The 25,615-nt window shown below is 41.6% G+C and carries 21 protein-coding genes and 1 riboswitch; of the genes, 8 read left to right on the forward strand and 13 right to left on the reverse strand.

Annotation, left to right across the window (positions count from 1 at the left end):
* Positions 1–351: 351 nt before the first annotated feature.
* Entirely contained in the window at positions 352–2,253 is a 1,902-nt protein-coding gene (locus QZT69_RS17235) for a DNA topoisomerase IV subunit B (protein ID WP_294678743.1), read from the reverse strand.
* 169 nt (positions 2,254–2,422) lie between these two features.
* Here QZT69_RS17235 and QZT69_RS17240 point away from each other — a divergent pair, with 169 nt between their 5' ends.
* Positions 2,423–2,743, forward strand: coding sequence for a DUF6686 family protein (locus QZT69_RS17240; protein WP_294678570.1), 321 nt, complete (start codon positions 2,423–2,425; stop codon positions 2,741–2,743).
* On the opposite strand, the gene corA is transcribed toward QZT69_RS17240, so the two are convergent.
* Positions 2,740–3,750, reverse strand: a complete 1,011-nt coding sequence (corA, locus tag QZT69_RS17245) for a magnesium/cobalt transporter CorA (RefSeq protein WP_294678575.1) — start codon at positions 3,748–3,750, stop codon at positions 2,740–2,742. The genes QZT69_RS17240 and corA overlap by 4 nt on opposite strands.
* A 201-nt stretch (positions 3,751–3,951) precedes the next feature.
* On the opposite strand from corA, the gene QZT69_RS17250 reads away from it, so the two are divergent.
* Entirely contained in the window at positions 3,952–4,542 is a 591-nt protein-coding gene (locus tag QZT69_RS17250) for a hypothetical protein (protein ID WP_294678579.1), read from the forward strand.
* 131 nt (positions 4,543–4,673) lie between these two features.
* Here the strand turns inward: QZT69_RS17250 and QZT69_RS17255 are convergent, their stop codons facing one another.
* From QZT69_RS17255 to QZT69_RS17265, 3 genes are read right to left on the reverse strand one after another with little or no spacing between them, the layout of a single operon-like run.
* Positions 4,674–6,914 (reverse strand): hypothetical protein, encoded by a 2,241-nt coding sequence (locus QZT69_RS17255; protein WP_294678587.1) that lies wholly within the window; start codon positions 6,912–6,914, stop codon positions 4,674–4,676.
* A gap of 17 nt (positions 6,915–6,931) precedes the next feature.
* Entirely contained in the window at positions 6,932–7,915 is a 984-nt protein-coding gene (locus tag QZT69_RS17260; RefSeq protein WP_294678594.1) for a formimidoylglutamase, read from the reverse strand.
* Positions 7,908–8,324: a thioesterase family protein gene (locus QZT69_RS17265; protein WP_294678597.1), complete on the reverse strand. Its 417-nt coding sequence runs from the start codon at positions 8,322–8,324 to the stop codon at positions 7,908–7,910. Before QZT69_RS17265 ends, QZT69_RS17260 begins: the two co-directional genes overlap by 8 nt.
* 433 nt (positions 8,325–8,757) lie before the next feature.
* On the opposite strand from QZT69_RS17265, the gene dnaA reads away from it, so the two are divergent.
* From dnaA to QZT69_RS17280, 3 genes are all read left to right on the forward strand, one after another.
* Complete coding sequence (gene dnaA, locus QZT69_RS17270; protein ID WP_144331727.1) at positions 8,758–10,188, forward strand: chromosomal replication initiator protein DnaA; 1,431 nt, start codon at positions 8,758–8,760, stop codon at positions 10,186–10,188.
* Positions 10,189–10,364: 176 nt separating this feature from the next.
* Positions 10,365–10,997, forward strand: coding sequence for a YigZ family protein (locus QZT69_RS17275; RefSeq protein ID WP_294678607.1), 633 nt, complete (start codon positions 10,365–10,367; stop codon positions 10,995–10,997).
* Positions 10,981–11,919, forward strand: coding sequence for a M20/M25/M40 family metallo-hydrolase (locus tag QZT69_RS17280; RefSeq protein WP_294678614.1), 939 nt, complete (start codon positions 10,981–10,983; stop codon positions 11,917–11,919). The genes QZT69_RS17275 and QZT69_RS17280 overlap by 17 nt, the downstream gene beginning before the upstream one ends.
* Here the strand turns inward: QZT69_RS17280 and QZT69_RS17285 are convergent, their stop codons facing one another.
* The 3 genes from QZT69_RS17285 to QZT69_RS17295 all read right to left on the reverse strand — a co-directional run bounded on the left by QZT69_RS17285 (position 11,920) and on the right by QZT69_RS17295 (position 15,831).
* Positions 11,920–12,279: a hypothetical protein gene (locus QZT69_RS17285; RefSeq protein ID WP_294678622.1), complete on the reverse strand. Its 360-nt coding sequence runs from the start codon at positions 12,277–12,279 to the stop codon at positions 11,920–11,922.
* 3 nt (positions 12,280–12,282) lie between these two features.
* A complete protein-coding gene (locus tag QZT69_RS17290) occupies positions 12,283–13,506 on the reverse strand; it encodes an NAD(P)/FAD-dependent oxidoreductase (RefSeq protein ID WP_294678629.1) in 1,224 nt (407 codons plus the stop codon).
* Between the two features lie 102 nt (positions 13,507–13,608).
* Positions 13,609–15,831 (reverse strand): C25 family cysteine peptidase, encoded by a 2,223-nt coding sequence (locus tag QZT69_RS17295; protein WP_294678637.1) that lies wholly within the window; start codon positions 15,829–15,831, stop codon positions 13,609–13,611.
* A 296-nt stretch (positions 15,832–16,127) separates the two neighbouring features.
* Here QZT69_RS17295 and QZT69_RS17300 point away from each other — a divergent pair, with 296 nt between their 5' ends.
* Entirely contained in the window at positions 16,128–16,529 is a 402-nt protein-coding gene (locus tag QZT69_RS17300) for a DUF983 domain-containing protein (RefSeq protein WP_294678644.1), read from the forward strand.
* A gap of 292 nt (positions 16,530–16,821) precedes the next feature.
* On the opposite strand, the gene QZT69_RS17305 is transcribed toward QZT69_RS17300, so the two are convergent.
* The 5 genes from QZT69_RS17305 to QZT69_RS17325 form a co-directional block, all read right to left on the reverse strand.
* Positions 16,822–18,489 carry a DUF4139 domain-containing protein gene (locus QZT69_RS17305; RefSeq protein WP_294678651.1) on the reverse strand — a complete coding sequence of 556 codons (1,668 nt, stop codon included), beginning with the start codon at positions 18,487–18,489 and terminating at the stop codon, positions 16,822–16,824.
* Positions 18,490–18,596: 107 nt separating this feature from the next.
* Positions 18,597–19,487, reverse strand: a complete 891-nt coding sequence (locus tag QZT69_RS17310; protein ID WP_294678667.1) for an SH3 domain-containing protein — start codon at positions 19,485–19,487, stop codon at positions 18,597–18,599.
* Between the two features lie 4 nt (positions 19,488–19,491).
* A complete protein-coding gene (gene glmM / locus QZT69_RS17315) occupies positions 19,492–20,877 on the reverse strand; it encodes a phosphoglucosamine mutase (protein ID WP_294678670.1) in 1,386 nt (461 codons plus the stop codon).
* Between the two features lie 60 nt (positions 20,878–20,937).
* Positions 20,938–21,426, reverse strand: a complete 489-nt coding sequence (ribH, locus tag QZT69_RS17320; RefSeq protein WP_294678676.1) for a 6,7-dimethyl-8-ribityllumazine synthase — start codon at positions 21,424–21,426, stop codon at positions 20,938–20,940.
* An 8-nt stretch (positions 21,427–21,434) separates the two neighbouring features.
* On the reverse strand, positions 21,435–22,067 hold the full coding sequence (locus tag QZT69_RS17325) for a tetratricopeptide repeat protein (RefSeq protein WP_294678680.1): 633 nt from the start codon (positions 22,065–22,067) through the stop codon (positions 21,435–21,437).
* 258 nt (positions 22,068–22,325) lie between these two features.
* A riboswitch (cobalamin riboswitch) is annotated at positions 22,326–22,533 on the forward strand.
* Positions 22,534–22,711: 178 nt separating this feature from the next.
* Here QZT69_RS17325 and QZT69_RS17330 point away from each other — a divergent pair.
* Complete coding sequence (locus QZT69_RS17330) at positions 22,712–23,668, forward strand: DUF4465 domain-containing protein (protein ID WP_294678683.1); 957 nt, start codon at positions 22,712–22,714, stop codon at positions 23,666–23,668.
* Positions 23,669–23,698: 30 nt separating this feature from the next.
* On the forward strand, positions 23,699–25,603 hold the full coding sequence (locus tag QZT69_RS17335; RefSeq protein WP_294678690.1) for a TonB-dependent siderophore receptor: 1,905 nt from the start codon (positions 23,699–23,701) through the stop codon (positions 25,601–25,603).
* Positions 25,604–25,615: the final 12 nt, after the last annotated feature.

Below are 25,615 nucleotides of genomic sequence, written 5' to 3' on the forward strand. Positions count from 1 at the left end.
TCTACACTATCCTCTTCGTCGGCAGCGTCAGATGTGTATAAGAGACAGACATAAGATGCATAATCCAGAAACCAATTTTCATACAAACCACTTAATGGAATGATATTTTCATCAACGTGTTTGTGATCATCCGTTCCGAAGGAAGATTCTTCTTCACCTCCTTCTTCGTTATTCAGATCATCATTTTCCGGATCTACCGGTCCAATTTCGTCTTCACTCATAATCTTCGATTATAAATTTGCGGAGGATATGCTCTCTCTTCGAAGAAGAGGTAAATATCCTCCCCCTTATTCCCCCTCCGAAGGGGGAACTTAGAAAGTCCCTTCTCAACAAAACCAACACTCATTTTCATTAAGAAGCTTTTTCAATTTCGGTATCTTCTTCTGAATCGGGAGTATCCAAATCCACGCTCTTCTCATCGTCTTTCTCTACGCGCAGGTTCTCGATAATGAAATCCTGGCGCTCCGGGGTATTTTTCCCCATGAAATATGATAAAATGGAATCGATGGAAGCATTCTTGGTGAGAATAACCGGCTCTAAGCGGATATCATCGCCGATAAAGTGCTTGAACTCGTCCGGTGAAATCTCTCCCAATCCTTTAAACCGGGTGATTTCCGGATTTTTTCCCAACTCGGCAATCGCTGCCCTGCGTTCTTCTTCCGAGTAACAATAAATGGTTTTTTTCTTGTTCCGAACCCGGAATAAGGGTGTTTGAAGCACGTAAACGTGATTCCGCTTCACCAGATCCGGGAAGAACTGCAGGAAGAAAGTCAGTAACAGCAAACGAATGTGCATTCCGTCAACATCGGCATCGGTTGCGATCACAATGTTGTTGTAACGCAGGTTGTCCATGTCTTCTTCGATATCCAAAGCTGCCTGGATCAGGTTGAACTCTTCGTTCTCATAAACCACTTTTTTGGTCAGACCGTAACAATTCAACGGTTTACCACGCAACGAGAATACAGCCTGTGTATTTACATCCCGTGATTTTGTGATCGATCCGCTCGCAGAATCCCCTTCGGTGATAAACAAAGTCGTTAATTCCCGTTTCTCATCTTTGAGATCTGTTAAATGACTTCTGCAGTCGCGCAGTTTCTTGTTATGCAGACTTGCTTTCTTAGCTCTGTCGCGCGCCAGTTTCCGGATTCCCGAAAGTTCTTTTCGTTCTCGTTCCGATTGTTTGATTTTCTTTTCAAGTGTATCAGCCACATCCGGATGACGGTGCAGGTAATTATCCAGTTTATCCTTCAGGAAATCATTGATAAATGCCCGCATGGATTTTCCTTCCGGCTCAATTTCCTGGGAACCTAGTTTTGTCTTGGTCTGAGATTCGAATACCGGTTCGATCACTTTCACCGCAATTGCAGCTACAATCGACTGGCGGATATCCGAAGCATCGTAATCTTTCTTGTAGAAATCGCGGATCACTTTTGCAATAGACTCACGGAATGCGCTTTGGTGTGTTCCACCCTGTGTGGTATGCTGACCGTTTACGAACGAATAGTAATCTTCCCCGTAAGTTTTTCCGTGTGTAAATGCCACTTCGATATCTTCCCCTTCCAAATGAATGATCGGGTATAGCGGATCTCCATCCATATTATCTTCCAGCAAGTCTTTCAGACCATCTTTTGACTGATACTTTTCACCATTGAAGTAAATTGCCAATCCCCGGTTCAGGTAGCAGTAATTCCAAAACATCTTGATCAGGTAAGGCATTTTGAAAGCAAACTTTTTGAAGATCGATTCATCCGGGATAAACTCAAAGTAAGTTCCGTTTACTTCTGTTGTTTTTTCCAACTTTGAATCTTCCACCAACTCACCTCTTGAAAAAGTGGCTTGTTTCTTTTCCCCGTCGCGCACCGAATAAACCATGAAATAATCGCTCAGTGCGTTCACAGCCTTGGTTCCCACTCCGTTTAGCCCTACAGATTTCTTAAATGCCTTGGAGTCGTACTTTCCTCCCGTATTGATCTGCGAAACACAATCAATTACTTTCCCCAGGGGAATCCCACGTCCGTAGTCACGAACGGAAACTTTCCCGTCTTTCACTTTGATGTCGATGCGTTTTCCATTCCCCATGACAAACTCATCAATGGAATTATCGACAATCTCCTTCACCAAAATATAGATCCCGTCATCCGCAGAAGAACCATCCCCCAGTTTCCCGATGTACATACCGGGACGCAGGCGAATATGCTCCTTCCAGTCCAGAGATCGTATATTATCTTCAGTATATTGATTTTCAGCCATAATAACGGATTCTGATAAGTCATCAAAGATACTAACAGAAAGCTTTGTTTAAACCATGTTTCATTAAGAGTTATGAACGATGTAAGGTTAATTTCGCAGGTAGAAATTATACCGTTTTTTGGGTATTGTTTAGAATTATTCCAACTAATAATTTTACCTAAAAACAAACAGCATGTGTCAATCCAAAACAATCAGCAATAACTCCTTCGGATGTCTCATTCAGTGCAAAAACTGCGAACAATTCCATCTTGGATTCGGAAATGTGGTACTCATTCTTTCTTACGATGAATTTATCCGTTTTTCCGACCAGGTACACCACATTCACGCCATGCATTATGAAGAAAAAAAAGAAACCGGTGAGAAAATCTACATGCATACCGACAGCTCCAAAATGGTCCTGGCCTTCAATCACAAAGAATGGATGAAACTTTACCAGTTACTGGAAGAATCCCGCTTTATGATTTACGCTAACGAATTAATCGAAAAAGCTTAATTATTTCGTTTCAGCCAGCCTCTTTTCCAGAAAATAAACACCAGAACAGCCGTAATCAGGATCATGAATCCCCAAACAATGTAGTAACCGTTTCGCGACTTCAGTTCTGGCATATTCTCGAAATTCATCCCGTAAACCCCCACTATGAAGGTCAAAGGAATGAAAATCGCGCTGGTTACTGTCAATACCTTCATAACCTCATTCATGCGCTGTCCCTGGATCGCATAATAGAGGTTTGCAATACCGTCCAGCATTTGTTTCTGTGCTTCGATTTCATCGATCAAACTCAAGCAGGTATCCTTCAACTCGCGGAAATAATGAATATTATCTTCGATAATCATTTCATTTTCCACCCTGTCAAGCTGCCCCATTAATTCTTTCATCGGGAAGACGATCCTTCTCAGATCCAGGAGTTTTCGCTTTTCCCACTCCACTTTCCGAAGCACCTCGCTTTTCGGGTTTCGAAGCACGATCTTATCCAGCTTTTCAATATTCAGGGCAATCTGCTCAACCACTTCGGTATAATTATCGATAATTGCCTCCAACATGCGGAACAGCAAAAAATCAGGCCCCTTGTAACGCACTTTCCCGCGCTTGCACTCAATCCGCTCACGCACTTCCGGAAAGTGGTCGGAAGCCTTTTCCTGGAAAGAGATCAGGTAATTGTCCCCGATAATAAAACTAATACGCTCTTTGTTCAAATCATAGTGATTCAGACCTTCCTTGGGAAGTGCAGAAACAATACTGAAGAAAACATAATCGGAATACTCCTCGAGGCGTGTTCGTTTATTCTCAGCAAACAAATCCTCCTGCAACAACCTGTCAACACATAACTTATCACATAATTTATTGATCGCAGACTTGTTCTTCATCGAATGAAAATTCAACCAATAAGTAGCATTCATATCCGCAAACGGATTGAAGTTTTCCGCGAAATAATCTTCCGTGTTTTTCTCCAGCGTAAAAGCATCGGGATTATACTTGTAAAGTTGTGCTGCCTGAGACATACACGAAAATAATCAATTTAATTACGAATGCCGAATTCCTGATTACGAATTATCCCGGATTGGTATAGATCAATCAATCCTTTCGACGGATAAAATCTTATTCTGAACTGATCTCTATTAGAATTATAATATAGCAACAGGTAGAGCTGGAAAATTTTTCATCCCTACAGGATTCGTCCTTATCATTCAAATAACAACCTTATGAAATCGCTCGCCATCTTCTTAGCTTTGGTTCCTTTTTGGACCAACTCACAAACCGACACACTTGTTGTTGAGATCATCTACGGGTCAAAACCAAAATCAGTTGATGAAAGATATTGGTTTGGAGGAAAATTAGGTGGACATATCGGACTTACAATCGGCAAAGACAGCGTTATGCATTTTGTTCCGGGCGGAAGAGTTGCCGCAACCAACATCAACTCAGACACCGGCAGGTATTTAATTTCGAGCAAAAAACAATTTTATAGAACTTTTTACTGCGACACCACCAAAACCTGCCGCATTTTTATTCCTGTCACCCCGGTCCAAAAACAACAATTACTCAAGTCCGCGCTTCCATTCCTGAAAGAAGGCCCATATCCGTATGCCTTTTTCGGAATGCGCTGTGCAGCCGCCTGCTACCATCTATTATCCTTTGCGGACGTCACCAAAGACCGTTCAAAAAGCGCCATGACCTGGAAATTCTTTTACCCGCGAAAACTGCGGAAATTCCTTTTCAAAGAAGCGGAAGCAAAAGAGTGGAAAATTACAACGACCCCGGGATCAAGTAAACGGAAGTGGGACCACGACTGATAATTACGAATGCCGAATTACGAATTATCCCGGATTGGTATAGATCAATCAATCCTTTAAACAGATAAAATCTTGAACTGATTTTTAGTAGGAACACCAACCGTAGACGAGTGATTAATCGCTTGTCTACATTATTTCAAAAGCTTTCTATAGCGCTCAAATTCCTTTGCATTCGAAGAGCGCCGGATTGCAGCCAGGACTTTCAGTTTTTCGTGCTGAGTCAAATGCCAGGAAAGACTGATCCGGTCCTTTTGCAGTTCACGCAGGTTCAAATTCACGGTTTTTACAGGGACATTGTATTTATCCCTAATCAAACGAAGTAACTCGTCCTGGTCGTAATCCTGGATCCGTGGAAAATTCGTAAACACATTTGAAATCGGTGCTGAAAACTTATCAAACAACCCGAAAGAGCTTGTACTTTCATTGTACATGATGCGTTTATTATCCCGGATTTGGAGAATAACCACCCCCCTCGTGTTCTTACTTATCCAGGGCTCCAGTTTCATCAGCCATTGAACCGTGATCTTCGTCCCGAAATTATCCCTTGCACCGGCATCCATCAGTTGAATTTCAGGTACGGTAGGCAGACTGGTCATCGGAAGCACATACGGAAACGAGGCATTCATTCTCAAAGCAGAAGACAGGCGAAGCTTTTCGGCGTGCTGATTTTTCAGCAATAAATGAATGTCAATATTTTCCTGCACATGGTTTGTTTCGGGCGCCGGAGATGCTGAATCCATCAGGAAGCTCAAACCTAAGGATGAAATCATGATTCTTCTTCCGTCATTTACCACAGACGGGGTTAAAATCAGGTTCGGAATAATTCCCTTCTTCTCAAATGCCCGGTAATACCTCATAGGTTTATTCAAACGCTGCCCGGTATTCTCATTCAAATCGGATTCAAAGGCCATTGCCCGGTCGTAACTGTATTCCGAATCTTCAAAAGAGGACTGATAGCGGAAGAACAAATCATTTGTAGAAGCTGCAAAAGACAATTTATTCAACAAATCCTGCGAAATTTCTTCAAAGTATTTTTTGTCGTGAAAATTAACCTTTCCGGTTTGGTAATTTTCCAGCAGCAATGAACGATAATAAGACGCACCGACCGTTCCACCGGAAGCACCGGTTATCATGGCAATGTGCCTGGAAGATCTAAAATCCGTAATGGAATCACACATTCTCAAAACCTGGAAGACCCAGGATGCACTGCGCGACCCACCTCCGGACGTATTTACCACCACCAGTAAAGGTTTTCTCTCACCCGTACGCTTTTTCCAGTTCTCCAAATAAGTAATGTAATGCTCATAATCATCGGCACGAACTTCTCCATCCTTACTCATTTCATAAATCGTTGAATCCGAATAAATTGCAGGCTGACTATAAGACAATCCATAAGCCTGTGTTTGAAACTGGAACACCTTCGTCGTTTTCGATAAGTAGTTCATCAGCAGGAAACACAAGATCAGTACCGGATAAGCCCAAACACGCAGCCAGGACTGCAATGCACTGAGCAGCATTAAGATGATTGTCAGTAAAAGCACCACACTTACACCTGCCGGTACATCCAGGAATGTTTTCCCCCCGAACAAACCTATCAGGATAAAAGTCACAATTGTTGCAATTTCAAAAATAGTTGTCGAAATACGGTTCTGATCAAAAACAGACTGAAGCAGTGACTGGGCGTAATGTTTAGTAGAACGGCACTGCTGTACGCGAAGTCCGCGCCCGATATACCAATACAAGCGCTGCCGATTAGCCCCCTTCACCTTGATCCTGTTCCGTTTTCCGAAACGCATCCAGCGCGTGGCGCGAACGGATTTATCCTCATCATAGAGCTTCAGTTCAAACAAGTTTTTATTAATCGGGAAGAAATAAAGCAACGCCACTCCTACAAACAGAAAAAAACCGACCAAAAAACCGGAAACAAAGAAAAGCACATTGATCCAGGACTCAAATTCCTCCATGCGCTGAAAACGCACAACACGAACAATGAAAAACAGGATGAAAGTGGTTGGAATGACGCTGTTATTAATGCAGAATCGCACAAAAGGCTTATTCACCATTGCCAGGAAGGAAAATCGGGAAGCCAGCCGCATGTAAGAATACGAATGAAAAGCCATCGTTAGTCCGCCAAAAGAAAATCCGATGAGCAGAAAGGAGAAAAAACTGGTATTTCCCTGATATTCGGGCGACAGGAACAAATAAGACAATCCGAAACCTACCCCGATCCTATCCGAAATCAGCAAAAAGAAGAATACCCAATAAAAAAGTGCCAGCAAATTATGCTTCAAATGATGCACCAATAAGACCAAAGGAAAAAATACCCTTATAAACTGAAATGTATTGGAAGTAATATTTCGGAGTGCAGCCACAAATCCAATATTACGAATTAATGGTGGGATTTCTGATACTCTTTCACAAAATCTGTCACCAAGTACGCCAGAGCCTTTCCAACAACAGCTTCATCTGTTTCAGTTTTAGGTGCCGCCTCGGGCAAATGCAGGTAACACACTTTTTCCAGTGTTGCCATTTTCCGGATGTAAATTCTTGCCTGGTCAACGGTAATCCCGGAAGGTGTAAAAGCACTCGAAGGCATATAAGCAATCGCATCCATATCTAATTCTACTCCCATTACTGTTTGAAAATGGGAATCATACACCTTATCAATATCCGCCTGAAATTTGAACGGCTTCTCCAGCCAGGACTCATAAAAAGTGAAAAAAGCCTTCATTTCCTGTAAATGATCGAGTATAAACTGGTTGTTATAAGATTCATGAAGTCCCAAAACCGAATAATGTCCCAAAAAACCATATTCATAAGCATACGAAAAAGGATTCCCCGAATGCCTCCCTTCCATAGCACGCGTATCTGCATGCGGATCGAGATTTACAACTGATATAGCCAGTCTTTTGGATTCCGAAACACCTTTAATGATCGGATAAGCATTGTTATGTCCGCCGCCTATTACAATCGGAATACCACCACAATCGACCACTTCCTTTACCCAGGAAGAAACCAGGTAATCCAAATCATCGATATGCATATGAGAAATGGCATCAATCGGTTCTTTCGAATCAATAAATCCGTGTACACAGATCGAGTTCCCATTTAAAAACTGGTTCGACTGAACTGCCAGGAAACGGGAAATGAACGCTTCAAACGCCGTATGAGAACCTCCTTTCCCCAGATTCAAACGCGGTCCCACATCTTCTTTAACACCCAGGATATGAAATTTCTTTTCTTTCCAGTTTTCGGACCCGCCTCTAAAAAGCACATTCTGCCCTATCCGGATTTCGCCGTCCCTTTCCGTAAGCCAGCTCTTCAGATCTGCTTCACCCGGTAATCTCAGCTTAAAATAGGTAGATTCAAACATGGTATTTTTCCATTAGTTCAACAAAAGCTCGCGGCGGCGGGATTGGTCTCATATTTTCGGTCGAAACAAAAACCAGGGTTGTTTTTGCCTTACTCAGGCATTCCTGCTTTTCATTATACAAGGTATATTCAAAGAATAAACGCGGACCTTTCAGTTCGGTTATCGCAGTCACAATTGTCAATTCATCATCATACAAGGCCGGCTTAAAATAATCCACTTCAAAATGACTTACAGGAAGCATAACACCGCTTTCTTCCAATTCGCGATAGCTCATTCCAAGCGAACGCATCGCTTCCACTCTTCCAACTTCAAAATACGCTGCGTAGTTTCCATAATAGCAGTATCCCATTTGATCAGTTTCACCATATCTTACACGCACTTTTGCAGGGAATTCGAATGAAGTTTTCATGAAATTTCAAGTTTCTTAAAAAAAGTGGTTAAATGTCGTAACTATTTTTCAGATTTTAAGTTAGAATCCAAAGGTGTTAAAAAGTATATTTCCGATATATTAACCCAAGGTTATTGGAATCTAATTTCGTACCTTTGATGAAAGGCGATCTTTTCATTTTAAGCATCAAAATTTAACATTAAACTATAAAATTTACTTATTCATCGAACAATCAATAGGTTTTAAGGTAATTCAAAGAAGATGTTAAAGGATTACTTCAATACAAAGCAAAACTTTTCAAATAATCAACCCCTAAACAACTTTTTTTTTCACTTTTTTATGAGAATATTTGCTCACTAAAAAATTCAGAGGCTTAACACTTAAGCTATGAATCTATTACGCCGATTATTTTTTTATTAACATATTATTATAAACTTTTAAATACCCCTGCTAAATGAGTGCCAACCATGACGCTATTTGGAATTCCTGTCTGAAAGTTATCAAGGATAATTTACCGATCCAAGCATACAAAACTTGGTTTGAGCCGATTGTTCCCGTAAAGCTTGAAAACAACATTCTGACAATACAAGTTCCATCTCACTTTTTCTATGAATGGTTGGAAGAGCATTATATTACTTTATTGAAAAAAGTAATCAAGAAAGAACTCGGCCAGGAAGGACATTTGGAGTACAGTATTGTTATGGAGAATTCTGCGAGCAATTCAAATCCTTACACGGTTAAACTTCCGGCTTCCAATAAGAAGGCAGTGAAGAACGCACCTGTAAATATGCCTTTGAATATCAGCGACAACCCTATTAAAAACCCGTTCATCATTCCGGGATTGAAGAAGGTGAATGTTGATTCAAACCTGAACCCTGCTTATTCCTTTGAGAATTTTGTTGAAGGAGATTGTAACCGTTTGGCTCGTTCCGCAGGTTATGCTGTGGCGAACAAACCGGGAGGAACAGCTTTTAATCCATTATTGATCTACGGTGGTGTTGGATTAGGTAAAACGCATTTGGCTCATTCGATCGGTATTGGTGTTAAGAACCAATTCCCAAACAAAACGGTACTTTACGTAAGTTCTGAGAAATTTGCACACCAGTTTATTGATGCGGTTCGTAATCAGACTACGAATGATTTCATTCACTTCTATCAAATGATCGATGTTTTGATCATTGATGATGTGCAGTTCTTCTCCGGAAAAGAAAAGACACAGGATGTTTTCTTCCATATCTTCAACCATTTGCACCAAAATGGGAAACAGATCATTTTAACGTCGGATAAACCGCCGGTTGAAATGCAGGGAATGGAACAGCGTTTATTGTCCCGTTTCAAATGGGGATTGTCTGCAGACCTTTCTACTCCGGACCTTGAGACACGTATCGCTATCATGGAGAAGAAAATGTACGGCAGCGGTATCGAGCTTCCACGTGAAGTTGTGGAGTACCTTGCATACAGCATCAATACAAACATCCGTGAAATGGAAGGTGCAATGACCTCATTGCTTGCACAAGCTTCATTGAATAAGAAAGCAATTACGCTTGATTTAGCGAAACAAATGATCGATAAGTTTGTGAAGAACACCGCTCGTGAAGTTTCCATCGACTACATCCAAAAAGTAGTTTGTGACTATTTCGATTTACCAATCGAGATGCTGAAATCGAAAACACGTAAGCGTGAAGTTGTTCAGGCTCGTCAGATTTCCATGTACTTCTCCAAGAAGATGACCAAATCATCCTTGGCAAGTATCGGAGCTCACTGTGGCGGAAAAGACCACGCAACGGTATTGCACGCCTGCAGAACGGTTATTAACCTTTCTGAGACCGACAAACAGTTCCGGGTTTACCTGGAAGATTTGGAAAAGAAATTGACAATCCAATAATAGCAAATGGTCCCGGCTAAGCCGGGACCATTTTTGTTTCGACCAGACTCCTCATCTTTTTATTTAAAAACGGGCCCAATCTGCCATAACAGATGGAAATTTGAGAATTCGCCTGTTCGCTAATTTGCGAACAGATCCACCGTTAGAATTCACATTCTTCTTATCTTTGCGAGCTCATGCCTGAAAGCAAATTCAAAACGATTACAGAACAAAGCGAAGGATTCTATAAAGAGAAAGGATCCAAATTCCTTGCATTTGCTATTCCCTGCAAAACCGAAGACGAAATCAAAGAACATATTCAGCGTCTTCGGAAGGAACATTACCAGGCTGTACACGTTTGTTCCGCCTTCCGCTTAGGAAGTGATAAAAAGAAATACCGGGCCAGCGACGACGGTGAACCATCCAATTCGGCTGGAGCTCCGATACTTGGACAAATTCAATCGTTTGACCTCACAAATATCCTGATCGCAGTGGTTCGTTACTACGGCGGAGTAAATCTGGGTGTCGGCGGATTGATCAATGCTTATAGGACGGCTTCCAAAGAAGCTCTGGAGAACGCTCAGATCATCGAACAGGAAGACGAAATACTTGTCACATTATTCTATGATTACAATGAGATGCCACAGGTTATGGCTTTATTAAAAAACAGCCCGGCTAAAATCACCAACCAGGATTTTCAACTATCCTGCAAGCTGAGTATTCAATTACCGGTCTCAGAATCGGGTCTTCTGGACCAATTTGCAGAATTAAACCTACTCCTTCCGGAAGAAAAACACATCAGAATAGAAAACCATGGAATTATCCAATAGTCAATTACTTCAGGACCTTATCAGTGTCCAGGGACTTGCAAGCGACGAGTCACGCATCAAATTATTCATCAAAGAATATGTGCTCAAAAACCAGGGACAATGGAAAGCTAAACCGCACATCATTGACGGAACCGGGTTTCAGGACGCTATGATTCTTGTTTTCGGAAACCCGAGAACCGCAGTTTACGCACACATGGATACAATTGGTTATTCAGTCGGATACGAAAATGAACTGATCCGGGTTGGTGGTCCAAAAAACATAGACGGAACCCCGCTCGTTGGGAACGACTCCCAGGGAACGGTAGAAGGCGAATTGATGATCTTTGAGAATGAATATAATCAACAGCGCCTGCAATTATCCTGCGACCGGGCGGTTGACCGTGGCACTCTGCTTTCTTTCAAGCCAAATTTTAAAGAGACCAAGGAATATGTTCAATCTCCTTACCTGGATAATCGTCTGGGAGTTTACGCGGCTTTGCAATTGGCAGAAACACTCGAAAACGGTGCAATTGTCTTCTCGACATACGAGGAGCACGGCGGGAATTCTGTCGGGGCCTGTGCTAAATACCTGATGAATACTTACGACGTGCTTCAGGCTTTGATTTGCGACATAACATGGGTTACACACGGTGTTGTTCACAAAGGCGGAGTGGCAGTTTCCATGCGTGACAGTATGATTCCAAGAAGAAAATACCTGAACAAGATCCTGAATATTGCAAAAGAATCAGGAATCAAATACCAGCTGGAAGTAGAATCTGCCGGCGGAAGTGATGGTTCCGTTTTACAGAAATCAGATCTTCCGATTGACTGGTGTTTCATTGGAGCTCCTGAAGACAATGTACATACTCCTAACGAAAAGGTCTACAAAAAAGACATCGAAGCAATGATCGAATTGTACCGCGTTTTGATGGATAAATTGTGATCAACGCACAGCAAAGGCTTCTTCGATTTCAATAGCCAGAAATTCCGAACAGGTTGTTGCTTTTTCGTCCAGTACTTTAAATTTCAATTTCAGCCTGAGTTTATCGATCCGGAATTTTTGATCCAGGTTCACGGGTGAAAAAACAGTCTTTTTTTCACCTGCAGAAACCTGAACTACAGGTCCGCAATCCAGCAGCTGTACTTCCCCTAAATAATAGGTTTCGTTGTAAGATCCATTACCATTAGGTTTAACTGTTTCATTCTGTGTTCCTGATTTTGGCTGCTCAGCAGGAAGATCTTTAGTTGACCGGCAGGAAACCAGCGATCCAAGAACTACTATTAAAATCACCAATCGATTCATTTTCTACTTATTTGATAACACATTCTTTCCTGCAATTGCCGCTGTTGTCCAGGCAGCCTGAAAATTAAACCCTCCTGTTACTCCGTCAATATCCATGGTTTCACCGGCAAAAAAAAGCCCCGGCACCTTCTTCGATTCCATGGTCTGCACATTGATTTCGTTTAAATCAACTCCACCTGCTGTAACGAATTCCTCTTTAAAAGTCGTTTTTCCTTCCATCGAATAAATATCATTCACCAATACTTCCAACAATTTATTCCGGTGTTTGGGTGTTAATTCCGAGCACTTGAAATGATTTGGGATTCCTGCTTTCTCAACAAGATATACCCATAATCTCGATTTCACCCCATAAAGTGGGGTATTTACAACTAATTTATTGGATTTTACAAACTCAACTATTTTCTCCCGCACAATTTCCTGGTTTTCCTCTCCAGTCCAGTTAACAGCGATTTGGGATTTATATCCTTTGGATTCAAAAATCCTTGCTCCGAATGCGGAAGTTTTCAGAACCGCAGGCCCACTCATTCCCCAGTGTGTGATCAGCAAGGGACCATCAGAAGTCCACTTCTCTCCTATTATTTTTACCAACGCGTTTTCCTGGACGATTCCCATCAATTCTTTGATCGGTTCGTTCGGCATATTGAAAGTAAACAGCGACGGAACCGGCGGAACTATTTTCAACGGAAATGCTTTCAACAGTTCAAATCCGGATATTTTGGGCTGTCCTCCGGTGGTAACAATAACAGCTTTCGAGTAAAATGTTTCTTCGGGAGTCCGTACCTCAAACAACCCTGAATCCAGTTTCCTGACAGACTCAACCCGTTGGTTCAGTAGTAATTGAACTCCGTTCTTCTTCAATTCATTTAAGAAACAGTCGATAATTGTCTGAGAATCATTACTCAATGGAAAGTAACATCCGTCGGGATATAATTTCAGGGGAACATTTTTACTTTCCAGCCAGGTTTTCATATCTGAACTGGAGAATTGGTAAAATGCCTTCTTTAGAAAACGCTCTCCTCTCGGATACTGTCTGGAAAGCTCTTCGGGATCGGAAATCACATTGGTTACGTTACATCTGCCGCCTCCGGATATTTTGACCTTTGCCAAAGGTTTTGAGCTTCTTTCCAGGACAGCAATTTTTGCATGTTTAAAGTTTTCAGAAGCTTTGATGGCTGAAAAACAACCTGCTGCTCCGGCACCGATCACTAAAACATCCCATTCTTTCATGAACCAAAGATAAGCACAAAAAAAGACCTCCAAAACGGAGGCCTTTTAGTTTTATCATGATATCATGTGTTCGTTTTATAACAAAGCCATTTCATGCACTTCTTAATGCATGATCTGAATATTCTTACGTATACTTTCCGAACCGGAATTAAGCTCAACAATATAAGATCCTGATTTCAGCGAAGAAGTATTGATCACTTCCTGTATCCCGTTCAGAAGTTGTTTCGAAAGCACTACTTTCCCATCCAAACCAATGATTCTTACCGATTCCGCTGTTCCGTTTGAAACAAGCAACTGTAATTCATCATTTGCAGGATTCGGATAAAGTGCAAACTCCATGTTCAAATCAGTTATTCCCAACGGACCATCAGCAACCTGAACAGCATGCTGATAAGTCGCATAATTCTGCTTAGTAGCCGTAACTAACAGATAATCATTCGATGTTAGAGCCGGAAATGAGATCACCGCTTGTCCGCCAGCTGAAATTGCCGTACCCAGAAGTACATTGTTTTGAGAAACCGCTACCAAAGCACCTTCCACATCGCATGTTGCCGTTATGGATGTTGTACCCATCGGAACATTTCCGGTATGCACTACAGAGATCGGTAAAGTCTGCTTGTTTCTGAACTGAGCGGAAGGATCTCCGAACAAAACCCAGGTTTGCATTACTTCGACACCATTTCCGGAAGGATATTCCTCCAGCATGGACATCTGTGAGTTGTAGAATAATCCGCCCAAAGTTGTTTTGTGATTGTCCGGATAAGTTTCACCGATTATAGCAGCCATTTCATCCTGGGTCTGCATCGGTTCTGCCCAGGCCATCAGAATTGAGGAACCCGCAGCTCCGATCGCACCGGAAGGAGTTCCGTTTTTAGTTGCTCTTGTCCAGGACTCTGAAATACAAGTCCCTGAAGTAAAAGTTCCGTTGTTGCATGCAACTGATATCACAAAAGGATATTTTCCGTTGTTGGAAGCCTGATTCACATGTGTGCTCTGAAAATTTCCGGTAACACATAAATTCACGTCGCCGTGTCCGGTATAATTGAACAAACCGACTCCGTTGTTTACCACAGGCAAGATGATTCCTGAATTCGGATTTCCTACTGCATCAGCACCACCCTGAGAACCATCATAAAACTCCGCGACTTCTGAATAACCGTAATTCATCAAAACCGTGCGGATATTTCTCAAATGCTGCCAATCCGGTTCTCCGTCATCACCAATTCCATTACCTTCATTGGACCCCAAACCAATTGCCTTTTCCATCCAGTCACCTGCCATCGGGTTCTTTTCGTATTCCAGTGTTCTGTTTACCATCGTAGTAATATTTGCTTCATCGCCTGAAAAACGCCCCACAAATAATTCCGGGTAATAATCCGAACCGGTTAATTGCCCGAAATAAGAATCCGAGAATAAGTTCTCTCCTCCCGACATGCCGTAAGTATGGGCCGGAATATCGTCATGATCTCCAACCAACAGCACATAAACCAAATCGGGATGTGAAGCGTAATAATTTTGAATATACGCGCGAATATCCGCATCGGAAGTTCCTGTTGCAGTGGTAGAAACCAAAGCAGAACGGATCCCTTTTTGGTTCTTCCAGTTTACAAGAGGAGTGATTTCTTCCATTAAAGCCGGAGCTGCAATGAAAAGCATGCTTCCGCTTTCTTCCATGGGAGTGTATTTCTCTGATTTCGGATTCAGAATGTTTTTCTGCTGCAGAGACTGCATCACCGGATCAATTTGCCCGCTCAGTTCATTCAAACCGGATATCTCGGGATTCTTTTTTACGCTGATATGAATCCCCTTGTAAACAATAAGCTGTTTCGTTACGGGATTATACTGGTATGGAGAAACTTCTACAACAACACCGCGCATTGATCTCCAGATAAACGGCGTTTTCAAACTTACCGCTGAAGCCGGATAAAAATCATTGGTGTTGTAAGCAGCCCCAAATGTGTAAGCAACCGAAGAAGGATCAACGTTACGCTTAATAACTCCTTTTGAAGGTGCTACAAGCATATTGTCGTAAATAGTTATTTCATCAAAGGTTATTTCGAGCTCCGGACTGCCCGTTTCCGGAAGCTGAACGGTTGTATGAAATAAAGGCAGAGCCGGTGCACCTTTTTCATTTGACAAAATAGGGTGCGATTTGGAGAAATCGATCCAGTTCTGTCCTTCAATTTCTTTGAACTCAAATGGTTTTTCCTTGAACTGCTGAGTCAGTTCAATCCTTTTAGAGTCTTCGGAATTTAATTGGAAATTTTGTGCATGGGAAATAAAGGATCCATATAAAATGGAGCAAAAGAGGAGAGTTTTTTTCATTTTATTGTTTTAGCACTCCCAATTTACTGATTATTACCAAATAACATCAATAATTAACATTTGGAACGCTCCAGGATGAAAAAAATAATGAAAAAGAAAAAGGCCAAATGCAACTGCATTCAGCCTTTTTCCCTTAACCTGTAGATGTTAATAATTGATCCGTTATTTCCTTTAACGCGAGATGTTGCAAAAGGTTTCAAAAAAGATGATTTTTCAGAAAAAAAATTAAAACTGATGTAAATCACCTTTTGTTCGAGCCAGGGTTTCTAACTTTGCAGTATTAAATTTGTTCATCCATGTCATTCGCTCACAGACTAAAGAGTATATTCCAAATGAAATGTCCGCAATGCAGGGAAGGTGATTTTTTCGTTTCGAAGCCTTACGACATGAAAAACCTGGGAAAAACACACGAACACTGTTCCAAATGCGGATTGAAATATGAAAAGGAAATCGGGTTCTATTACGGAGCCATGTATGTTTCATATGCTCTTGGAGTAGCATTATTCGTGACCTGCTGGGTAAGTTTTAATTTGTTTTTCCCCCAGGCAAATATCTGGCTGCAAATTGGAATCATTTCCGGACTTTCAATCATACTCAGCCCTTACTTTTACGCACTTTCCAAAGTTATTTGGGCGAATTTGTTTTTCTCTTATGATCCGGAAGCGATTGAGAAGTTTAAAAAAGGTTCAAAAAGTTAAAAGGGTTCAAATCTTCTTCGTTCTTCGAACTTCGAAGGTTCAAAGAGTTTAAAAAGTTCAATTTGAACATTTGAACATTTGAACATTTGAACATTTGAACATTTCCAACAAAAAATCCCCCAGCCGGCAAACTGAGGGACTTGTTTTCATCCAAATTATGGATTACCCATAATTTGCCCTTCGGGTCGACGATTCGTAAAGCGAATGTCGAGATTGACCCTGACATCAGTCAGTCGACTGATCGTCACTCAGCATGAAACCAATGCTGAATTCGGGTCAAACTACAAAACAATTATTGAAGGATGACATTTCGATCTTTCGGGTACTTAATCTTAAACGAATAGGTGAATTTATCCGTGACCTTGGTCTTCAGATCAATGGTCCAGGTTAGTTTACCCGTCGTTTTGTCATAATCTGCTTTCCCCGTGTTGATCGCTTCTATAACGATTTCACCGTTACTGGTTACAGGAATTTGATCCTCAATCACTAATTCCACCGTATTTGCTTTCAGGTTTTTAACAGAGATTTCGTAAGCATAAGTGCGCTCGATGTCGTTCCCGATTACTTTTTCCTTGTAATCTTTTTTCAAAAGAATGCGTTTTGCAATGATATTCGGATCTTTACCCAAGCTCAGTTTCAAGGTATCATTCATGGTGGTCGGATCAATGTATGTTTCCCCGATATAAGTTCCATCAAAGAAAATATTTGCGCTCGCAGGAACCAATTGCAGGTCTTCCAGTTTCAAAACTTCAGCTACAAGGAATACTCCCGGATCAATTTTAGGAACGGTGTAATAGCGGTAATTTGCCGTCAAATCTACATTACGAACCAAAACCAGGTGGCTTTCATCATTGCTTTCGATGGTATAAGGAAGGTCTATTTTGTACTCAGCAGACAACACGCGGTTGATTACTGTCGTGAAATTCGCAGCGGTTTCACTTTCCATATCGTAAGCCAGGGATTTCGTATCTTTTTTCTCAGCCTGAACAGAAGGTGCGGCTGTCAAACCATAACTGTTCATACGTCCGTTAATTGCTCCGAAATTGTAGTAATCCACATACCATGGATGCAGGTCCGGCTTGATCTTATTTTGGTACGGATCATTCGTCGACAAAGTCAATTGCACATCGTTCCAGGACTCGCCGGTATTTTGCTGGATATTTGCTTTGTAAGCCAGGTTCACCTTTCCGGAAGTAATTTCACTGCGGATATCATAAGTAGGAACCCAGGATGCCCCTGAAGCCAGGTAAGAAACCGCCAATCTGCCTGCTACAACTTCTTTTGACTGAAGCGTCACCACAATACGGTGAATAGGTCCTTCCGGAACTTTTGGTGTATTTGAAGACTGGTAATTCTGAAGATCTGTCAGGCGGGCATTCATTCCCTGCAACGTGGTATTCTTCGATTTCATGCGTTTGTTGAGCAACTGTAATTTCTTGTTGATCTCGTTCATTTTCAACTGGTAATAATCCAGGGCCTGCTTCAGGAGCTGAATGGAATCGTTTACTTTTCCCTGTCCGCGAATAGCACCGTTGTTGGTAAGTATCGTTTTGGAAGCATTCAATACGTCAATCTCATCCTGGATTTCTTTGATATCGAACTGGATGGTGCTAATGGAATCCTGCAAAAGATTGATGTCTTTGCGGATTTTTAACGGAAGTCCTTCCAACTTTACTTTTTCGGGTTCCGGATAATAGACCTGGTATTTTGAATCAATCAGGACCACATTGCCAAAAGCTTTTACCTGGAGGCTTTTCGGGTCGATATTAGGGCTCACACCTTCGATGATGAGTTCCGTAATCCCGGGTTTTACGTTGAAATTTGCTTTGCGGTATATCTGTGCACCACTCGTGTAAACGGTTACTTCGCTTACGGTAGATTTGATAATCTCTTTGTCATTGGCTGCAAGTGAGAGGAAACTTGGGAGAATCGCCAAAAGGACAATAACTACTCTTTTCATAGGAATCAATTTCCTTCAAGTACCTCCGGAATTAAAATTGGTTCAAAAGGTGGTTTAGAATTGTCTGAAAGGTACCGTTGAGCGATTAAACTGTTGATCTTACATTTTTACTCCCGACAAAAAGGAATGATTTCTCCTTCTTTAAATTCAAAGCTTTCAACGGTAGTATGTTCCGTCCAAACACAATTTTCATCGTACTCACCATGATCTGTGATTTTTAAATATTGATTCGCATCCGGTTTTCTGTGATAAGGAATCATGTAGTCTTTTTCCTTCTCCTTGGTGGGAAAGACAAAATCTATCCCTGAATAGAAAATTCCACCGTCACTCATTCCATAACCAACATCCAGGTAATTGATTCCGTTTCGGGTTTCCATGAGATAATGCTGACTCCAGGCAACACCACAGGCTTCTGACATGGTACTGTAAATAAATACATGTTCAACTCCTTCAATCAACGGGTTTTTGATCATGATCAACTCCGCATGCCCGGGCTGATCACCATAAGTTACTTCAAATTCAGCTTGTTTTCTAATTTGTCTTCGGGAGAAAATCCTTACAGAAGCAAAGTACTTATCAGGCATCGTATCGTTGCCTTTAACGATCTTTGTGAGTCCCCAAACAGCTGATGTTGTATCTGAAACTTTCAGACTTTGGTTTGTTAATAATCCGCCCCAAACATATCCTCTTTTCTTTCCGGATTCTACCTGGATCCAGTTGGATGTAATTCCATTGATCGTGGTATCCGTAGCTGCAACTTTCAGGATTTTTACTTTGTCTCCGATCAATAATTTTGCAAGCATTTCCGAACCTGAAGTGGGTTCTGATCTCAGTTTACAGGCATCCGCAAAAACAACCGCTTCTTTTAATGGTTCGTACCAATCCCTGGTCCAGCTTTCGAAGTCATAAACATCTGTACTAATCGTTTCAGATTCATCCTGAGCATAAAACGGAACAGATGCAGAAAGTATTAAAATCAGCGACAGAAACTTTTTCATGATCTTAGATCAATTCTTTGATCTCTCCAATGATTCGATCTGCCAAATCCGAAGCTGCTTGTGCGTCTTTGCTTTCGGTATAGACACGAATGATTGGCTCCGTGTTACTTTTGCGCAGGTGCACCCATTCTTTTCCGATATAGATCTTCACTCCGTCAACCGTATCCACTTCTTCATGCTTGTATTTATCGGCCATTTTCACCAAAATCGCATCTACGTCAATTCCCGGTGTCAGGTCGATTTTCTTCTTAGCCATTTCGTAGTTCGGGTAAGAAGCGCGAAGAGCCGTCATACTCATTTTTTTGTGCGCTAAATGCGACAGGAACAAAGCGATTCCAACCAAAGAATCTCTTCCGTAATGAAGGTCCGGGTAAATGATTCCCCCGTTTCCTTCTCCACCGATAACCGCGTTAGTTTCCTTCATTTTCACCACCACATTCACCTCACCGACTGCAGAAGCGTAGTAATTACATCCCACTTCTTCGGTAATATCTCTCAAAGCTCTTGTAGAACTTAAATTGGAAACCGTAGCTCCTTTTCTTTTGGAAAGGATGTATTCCGAAACGGCAACCAATGTATATTCTTCACCGAACATCGATCCGTCTTCGTTTACCAAAGCCAGGCGGTCTACGTCCGGGTCTACGGTTATTCCCAGGTGAGCACCTTCCGAAACAACACGTGCAGACAATTCTACCAAATGTTCTTTCAACGGCTCGGGATTATGTGGAAAATGACCCGTCGGATCACAATACATTTCAACGATATCGGTTACTCCCATTTTACGAAGTAATTGCGGAACAGAAATTCCTCCAGTGGAGTTTACCGCATCAACAACAACTTTGAAATTCGCATTTTTGATAGCCGGAATATCTACATCTGACAATCCACAAATAGCTTCAATATGGCGCTCAATAGCTCCGGTATCCGAAGTTACTTTCCCCAAATCATCCACCTCTGCAAAAACGAAGCTTCCTTCCGTTGCGATTTTCAGCAATAATTCTCCTTCAGCCCCGGAAATAAATTCCCCCTTGCTGTTTAGCAGTTTCAATGCATTCCACTGTTTCGGATTATGGGAAGCAGTCAGGATAATTCCTCCGTTTGCCTGGTGATATGGAACCGCCATTTCAACGGTTGGAGTTGTGGATAATCCCAAATCAATTACTTCAATTCCCAAACCAACCAGCGTCTGAATAACCAGTGTTGAGATCATTTCACCGGAAAGGCGTGCATCTCTTCCTACTACTACTTTTAATTTGCCGGTGCCTGAAACAGATTTCAGCCAGGTTCCGTAAGCCGCAGCAAACTGAACAGCATCGATTGGAGTTAAATTATCGCCCGGAGAACCACCGATGGTCCCTCTGATTCCTGAAATAGATTTGATTAATGTCATGATAAATTGAAAATAGATAAACGTAGGTAAGCGATTAATCGCTTACCTACGTTTTTTAATTCATAATTGTTTCTTCAGATCAATCATCCGCAAAACAGTCACAGCTGCTTCCACTCCTTTATTCCCGTGTTTTCCTCCTGCGCGGTCGATGGACTGCTGTTCGGTGTTATCTGTAAGCAAACAAAAACCAACAGGTTTGTTGTACTTTAAAGTAACGTCAACGATCCCCTGGGTTGTCCCGGAACAAACAAAATCAAAATGCCTTGTTTCTCCCTGGATAACCACACCAATGGCAACAACGCCGTCGATTTGGTCATTCTGAGCCAGCCACTGTGCGCCAAGAGGCAATTCAAATGCTCCGGGAACCTGCTTCACATGAATATTGGATTCTTTGACTCCCGCATTCAGGAGTGTTTCCATTGCTCCTTCCAGGAGTTTGGAAGTGATATGACCGTTCCACTCAGAAACAACAATGCCGATTGAAAAATCGGCACCGTTTGGAATTGTATCTTGATCGAACGCTGATAAGTTTTTTAAACTTGTAGCCACGTTTCTAATTATTTAACGGATACTCTCGCAATGTATTTGTCAATCGATTTTTGTTGACCGAACATGTAGTAATCCTGGTTAATTCTTTCGTAAAGTTCTTTTGCTTTAGCAAAGTCCTTGATTTCTTCTGCAACCTGACCAGCTTTGAACAAATAAGTCGGAGTAGTCCACTCGTTTTCATTTGCTTCTGCAGCATCGATGTACATGTCCATAGCATCTTTGTATTTACCCATTTCGCTATAGCAGTCACCCTGAAGGCCAAGTGCCATTGCCGGACCGTAAGTATCTTTCAACTTCACGCCTTCCAACAATTTCAATGCTTTCTGGAAATCTCCTTTTGCCATGTATTGGCGAGCTAAAGTAAACTCAGCTACTTCACCACCCTGATATCCGTCATTTTTCTTAACGAACGGCTCCAATTCTGCAATCGCTGCATCTACTGAATCCTTCGCTGCCAGGTTCAATCCACGGTAATACCCTTCATTTGCTTTTTGGTTGTTTGGACCGTAAACAAACTGTTTGTAAAGAATGTATCCTAGAATTCCGACAATCAATCCGATCACCACTGCGGTAATCAAACGAAGTCTTTTGTTTTCTTTGAATTGACGTTTAATATCGTTAAAACTGGTAGTTCCTGCCATTTGAAAATTTATTTAAGCGTTGCAAAAATAATCTTTTTTTCGAATTAGGAATTGAAACTTATTAAAAGGTGATTGTGAAGAAGGTCAAAAGCGTTCAAAAAAGTTCAAAACGTTCAATGAATTTAGATTTTAAAAGAATTCAATAAACTTCAAAGGAGTTTAAAATGGTTGATTTGAACATTTGAACATTTGAACATTTGAACATTTGAACATTTGAAATAATTCAACACCTGGACTCATAATTCGCAATTCATAAAAAATACATATCTTTGCCCCGGTTTTAGGTTCGATTGTAAGTTTACAAAAGACAATAGGGAATTCGGTGTGAATCCGAAACTGTATCTGCAGCTGTAACTCTTATTAAACGGTCTTCAATAAATCCACTGTACTGACGTAAAAAATCAGCATGGGAAGGAGAAGTAACCGGAGAGAAGTCAGAATACCTGCCTGGAACATATAATGAATGAAGACTTCAGATTAAAGTCGAGTTCGAAATGGGAAATTCCTTTTCCCAGTTTGTTCTTATTCTCTGATTTTTTCATTTGCTAGCATCGGAAGCGTTTTGCCTTGACTACCAGCATTTGTCATGCTGTTCAATCAAAAGCTGCGCTTTCTCTTACTCACTTTTTAAATGCTTAAAGGCAATGAAAAAAATGTTACTCGCAGTTAGTGTGTTCTGCATCCAATACACACAAGCACAAACGGTTGTTACGTTCGACGACCTGACACTTGCTCCCAACTCCTATTGGGACGGTTCCGATTCCACTTTTGGATTTACTTCCGGAGGTGTATATTTCGAAAACTCCTACAATTTCGATTGGGATTACTGGTCCGGAGGGTTCATTTACTCCAGCTCAACAGATGTTACCACTGCAGGCTACACAAATGATTTCTCTGCTTTCACCGGAATTGGTGGTAACAACAGCCAGAACTACGCCGTTAACTATGGTGGGGGAATTGATTTCGGATCTGAAAAAGTACTGAGCAGCATCCAATTAACCAATACCACTTACGCGGCACTTTCCATGCGTGACGGAGATTCTTTCGGGAAACAGTTCGGTTCGGTGAATAACGCTCAGGGGAACCCGGACGGAACAAATGGTGAAGACTGGTTCCGTTTATTGATCATCGGGAAAGATGCTCAAAACGCAGTTACAGACACCGTTATCTTTTACCTGGCTGATTACCGTTTTGCAAACAACACAGAAGATTATATCGTTGATACCTGGCAAACCGTAGATTTAACGGCACTTGGTGAAGTTCAGTTTTTGGAATTCGAATTGGAATCATCCGACCACAATGCACAGGGAATCTTAACTCCGGCTTATTTCGCTTTGGACAATATCGTTTACGGAACAGCCGGAATCAATACTCTAAACCTTGTAAGCCAGGAAGTTTATCCGAATCCAAGTACCGGAAAATTCACTGTAAAATCTCCGGGTGGACAAATCAATGTATACGCTTTATCTGGAGAATTGATCTTGTCTCAAACAACCAACGGAATCCAGGAAGTTGATCTAAGTTCAGTTCAGTCAGGAACATACCTTATTGAAACAAGTACTTCCGAAGGAATTGCCAGAACGCGTATCAGCAAGATCTAATTGTCCCTCAAACTTTACATACCAACCCTTTTGATTATAACCTCCTGCCCGGTCTTCGGGCAGGAGGTTAATCCTATTGAAGAAATAGTTATTTCTCCGGTAAGCGAGACTGGAAACAGCATCCAGGTGGAATTATCAAAAGATAAGATCCAAAACAAACTTGCTAACGACCTGGGACAAATCCTAAGTCTGCTTCCCGGACTTCAGATCAAGAATTACGGTGATGTCGGTGGATTGAAAACAGTCAGCTTTCGAAGCTTGGGAGCCGGACATACTGCATTGGTGCAGGACCGTACTTCTGTTTCAACTACACAGAGCGGACAGGCTGATTTAAGCTCTTTTCCTGTAGATTTCATTGAAAAACTTGAATTAATCACCCTTTCCCCTACCCGCACCCAAATTCCCATTCACGCAAAACTGGCCGGAGTTGTTGTCAATGTTGAATCAGTACATTCCTATGTGGGTACAAATCAGCGAAATCTCATTATTGGCGCACAAGCCGGATCATTCGATCAATACGAGAGCTACCTGATGCTCCAAAAAAGGGGGAAGAAATGGGGCGGAACATTCACCGGGAAAATCCGGTCATACGGAGGTTCTTACTCTTACACCTACTTAAACGGAAATACAACTATCAAGGACCGGAGAGAAAACAATAGTTTACTGGAATACTTCGGTACCGCATCCATTCAGTTTTCGCCTAATCAACACCATCAATTCCAATTCCGGGTTTCCGGGAACGAATACCAAAAAGACCTGGCAGGAGCAGTTATCTTCTACAATAGCAATGCCGCACAATATTTAAACGGTTACGGTTTAAACGGATCCGTGAACCACCAGTTCAAAAAGAATCGCTGGAATGTATTCTCTTCTGCAAATTACCAAAAGAACAACCTGCAATACCTCGACTCAGCTTACCTGAACTTACAAGGGTATCTCGATTCAAGGTATTATTCCGGACAATTTGACATCCAATCTCAGGCAGCCTATTCCATTACCGAAAAACTGGAACTGCTTATCGGAAGTTCTTTCATCTTAGAAGAACTGAAAGGGAAATCACTCGTCGGAAACCCTTACCGAAATACGTCAGAAAGCCTTTTGGGCATCGAATGGAAGGCCTTTGGAAAAATCATGGCACAAATTGGTGCTCAAGGTGTTTTTGAAAAACGCGATACGATACTTAAAAGTCAATGGAATCTGCTTCCTGCCGTTTCCTGGAGCTTTGACCTGGGAAGTAAAAACAAGATCGGGATCGTTTACCGTTACACCTGCAGGCAGCCTTCTTTCAACGAATTGTACTACCAGCAGATCGGAAACACCAAATTGCGTACGGAAAAAGCACATATCGCGTCTATCCGCTATGACCTGACACTTCCTTTCAAAAAAGGAGTTTCACAAACAATGATCCAGCCGTTCTATTCATACGTTTACGACAAAATCCTGGCTATTCCTACCAAAAACCTCTTTATCTGGAGTATTCAGAATATCGGGATATCGGATGCTTTCGGAGTCGAATTTACGGAGCTTATTCAGAAAAAAATCAAACAGCACACCCTGGGAATGCGAATCAATTACACCTTTCAATACACACAGGATATCAGCGATCCGCTTAGCCCTACTTACAGGCATATTTTAAGTTATTCTCCGTTACATTCAGGCAGCGTGGAACTGGATTATTCCTGGAAAAAATTAAGCTTCTTTGTTCTCGGATCGTATTTGGGAGAACGCTATGCATTGAACCAAAATATTCCTTCCAATTTGCTGGAAGGGTATTTCCTGCTCGATGCAGGAGCATCTTATACCCAAAAATTAAACAAAAGCGAACTCACCCTTCGTTTGAGTGTCAATAATCTAACCAACAAGCAATACAATTATATCAATTACTTCGTAATGCCGGGAACTCATTTTAATATCCGACTTCAATATGCGCTTTAAGATCATTCCGAT

Origin of the sequence: uncultured Fluviicola sp., from assembly GCF_902168135.1 — a bacterium.
Classification (GTDB): Bacteria; Bacteroidota; Bacteroidia; order Flavobacteriales_D; family Crocinitomicaceae; genus Fluviicola.

What these genes read in the sequence shown, in the direction of transcription:
- QZT69_RS17240 (WP_294678570.1), top strand. Translation starts at nt 2,423, where the DNA reads ATGTGTCAATCCAAAACAATCAGCAATAACTCCTTCGGATGTCTCATT.
- corA (WP_294678575.1), bottom strand. Translation starts at nt 3,750, where the DNA reads ATGTCTCAGGCAGCACAACTTTACAAGTATAATCCCGATGCTTTTACG.
- QZT69_RS17250 (WP_294678579.1), top strand. Translation starts at nt 3,952, where the DNA reads ATGAAATCGCTCGCCATCTTCTTAGCTTTGGTTCCTTTTTGGACCAAC.
- QZT69_RS17260 (WP_294678594.1), bottom strand. Translation starts at nt 7,915, where the DNA reads ATGTTTGAATCTACCTATTTTAAGCTGAGATTACCGGGTGAAGCAGAT.
- QZT69_RS17265 (WP_294678597.1), bottom strand. Translation starts at nt 8,324, where the DNA reads ATGAAAACTTCATTCGAATTCCCTGCAAAAGTGCGTGTAAGATATGGT.
- dnaA (WP_144331727.1), top strand. Translation starts at nt 8,758, where the DNA reads ATGAGTGCCAACCATGACGCTATTTGGAATTCCTGTCTGAAAGTTATC.
- QZT69_RS17275 (WP_294678607.1), top strand. Translation starts at nt 10,365, where the DNA reads ATGCCTGAAAGCAAATTCAAAACGATTACAGAACAAAGCGAAGGATTC.
- QZT69_RS17280 (WP_294678614.1), top strand. Translation starts at nt 10,981, where the DNA reads ATGGAATTATCCAATAGTCAATTACTTCAGGACCTTATCAGTGTCCAG.
- QZT69_RS17285 (WP_294678622.1), bottom strand. Translation starts at nt 12,279, where the DNA reads ATGAATCGATTGGTGATTTTAATAGTAGTTCTTGGATCGCTGGTTTCC.
- QZT69_RS17290 (WP_294678629.1), bottom strand. Translation starts at nt 13,506, where the DNA reads ATGAAAGAATGGGATGTTTTAGTGATCGGTGCCGGAGCAGCAGGTTGT.
- QZT69_RS17295 (WP_294678637.1), bottom strand. Translation starts at nt 15,831, where the DNA reads ATGAAAAAAACTCTCCTCTTTTGCTCCATTTTATATGGATCCTTTATT.
- QZT69_RS17300 (WP_294678644.1), top strand. Translation starts at nt 16,128, where the DNA reads ATGTCATTCGCTCACAGACTAAAGAGTATATTCCAAATGAAATGTCCG.
- QZT69_RS17305 (WP_294678651.1), bottom strand. Translation starts at nt 18,489, where the DNA reads ATGAAAAGAGTAGTTATTGTCCTTTTGGCGATTCTCCCAAGTTTCCTC.
- QZT69_RS17310 (WP_294678667.1), bottom strand. Translation starts at nt 19,487, where the DNA reads ATGAAAAAGTTTCTGTCGCTGATTTTAATACTTTCTGCATCTGTTCCG.
- glmM (WP_294678670.1), bottom strand. Translation starts at nt 20,877, where the DNA reads ATGACATTAATCAAATCTATTTCAGGAATCAGAGGGACCATCGGTGGT.
- QZT69_RS17325 (WP_294678680.1), bottom strand. Translation starts at nt 22,067, where the DNA reads ATGGCAGGAACTACCAGTTTTAACGATATTAAACGTCAATTCAAAGAA.
- QZT69_RS17330 (WP_294678683.1), top strand. Translation starts at nt 22,712, where the DNA reads ATGAAAAAAATGTTACTCGCAGTTAGTGTGTTCTGCATCCAATACACA.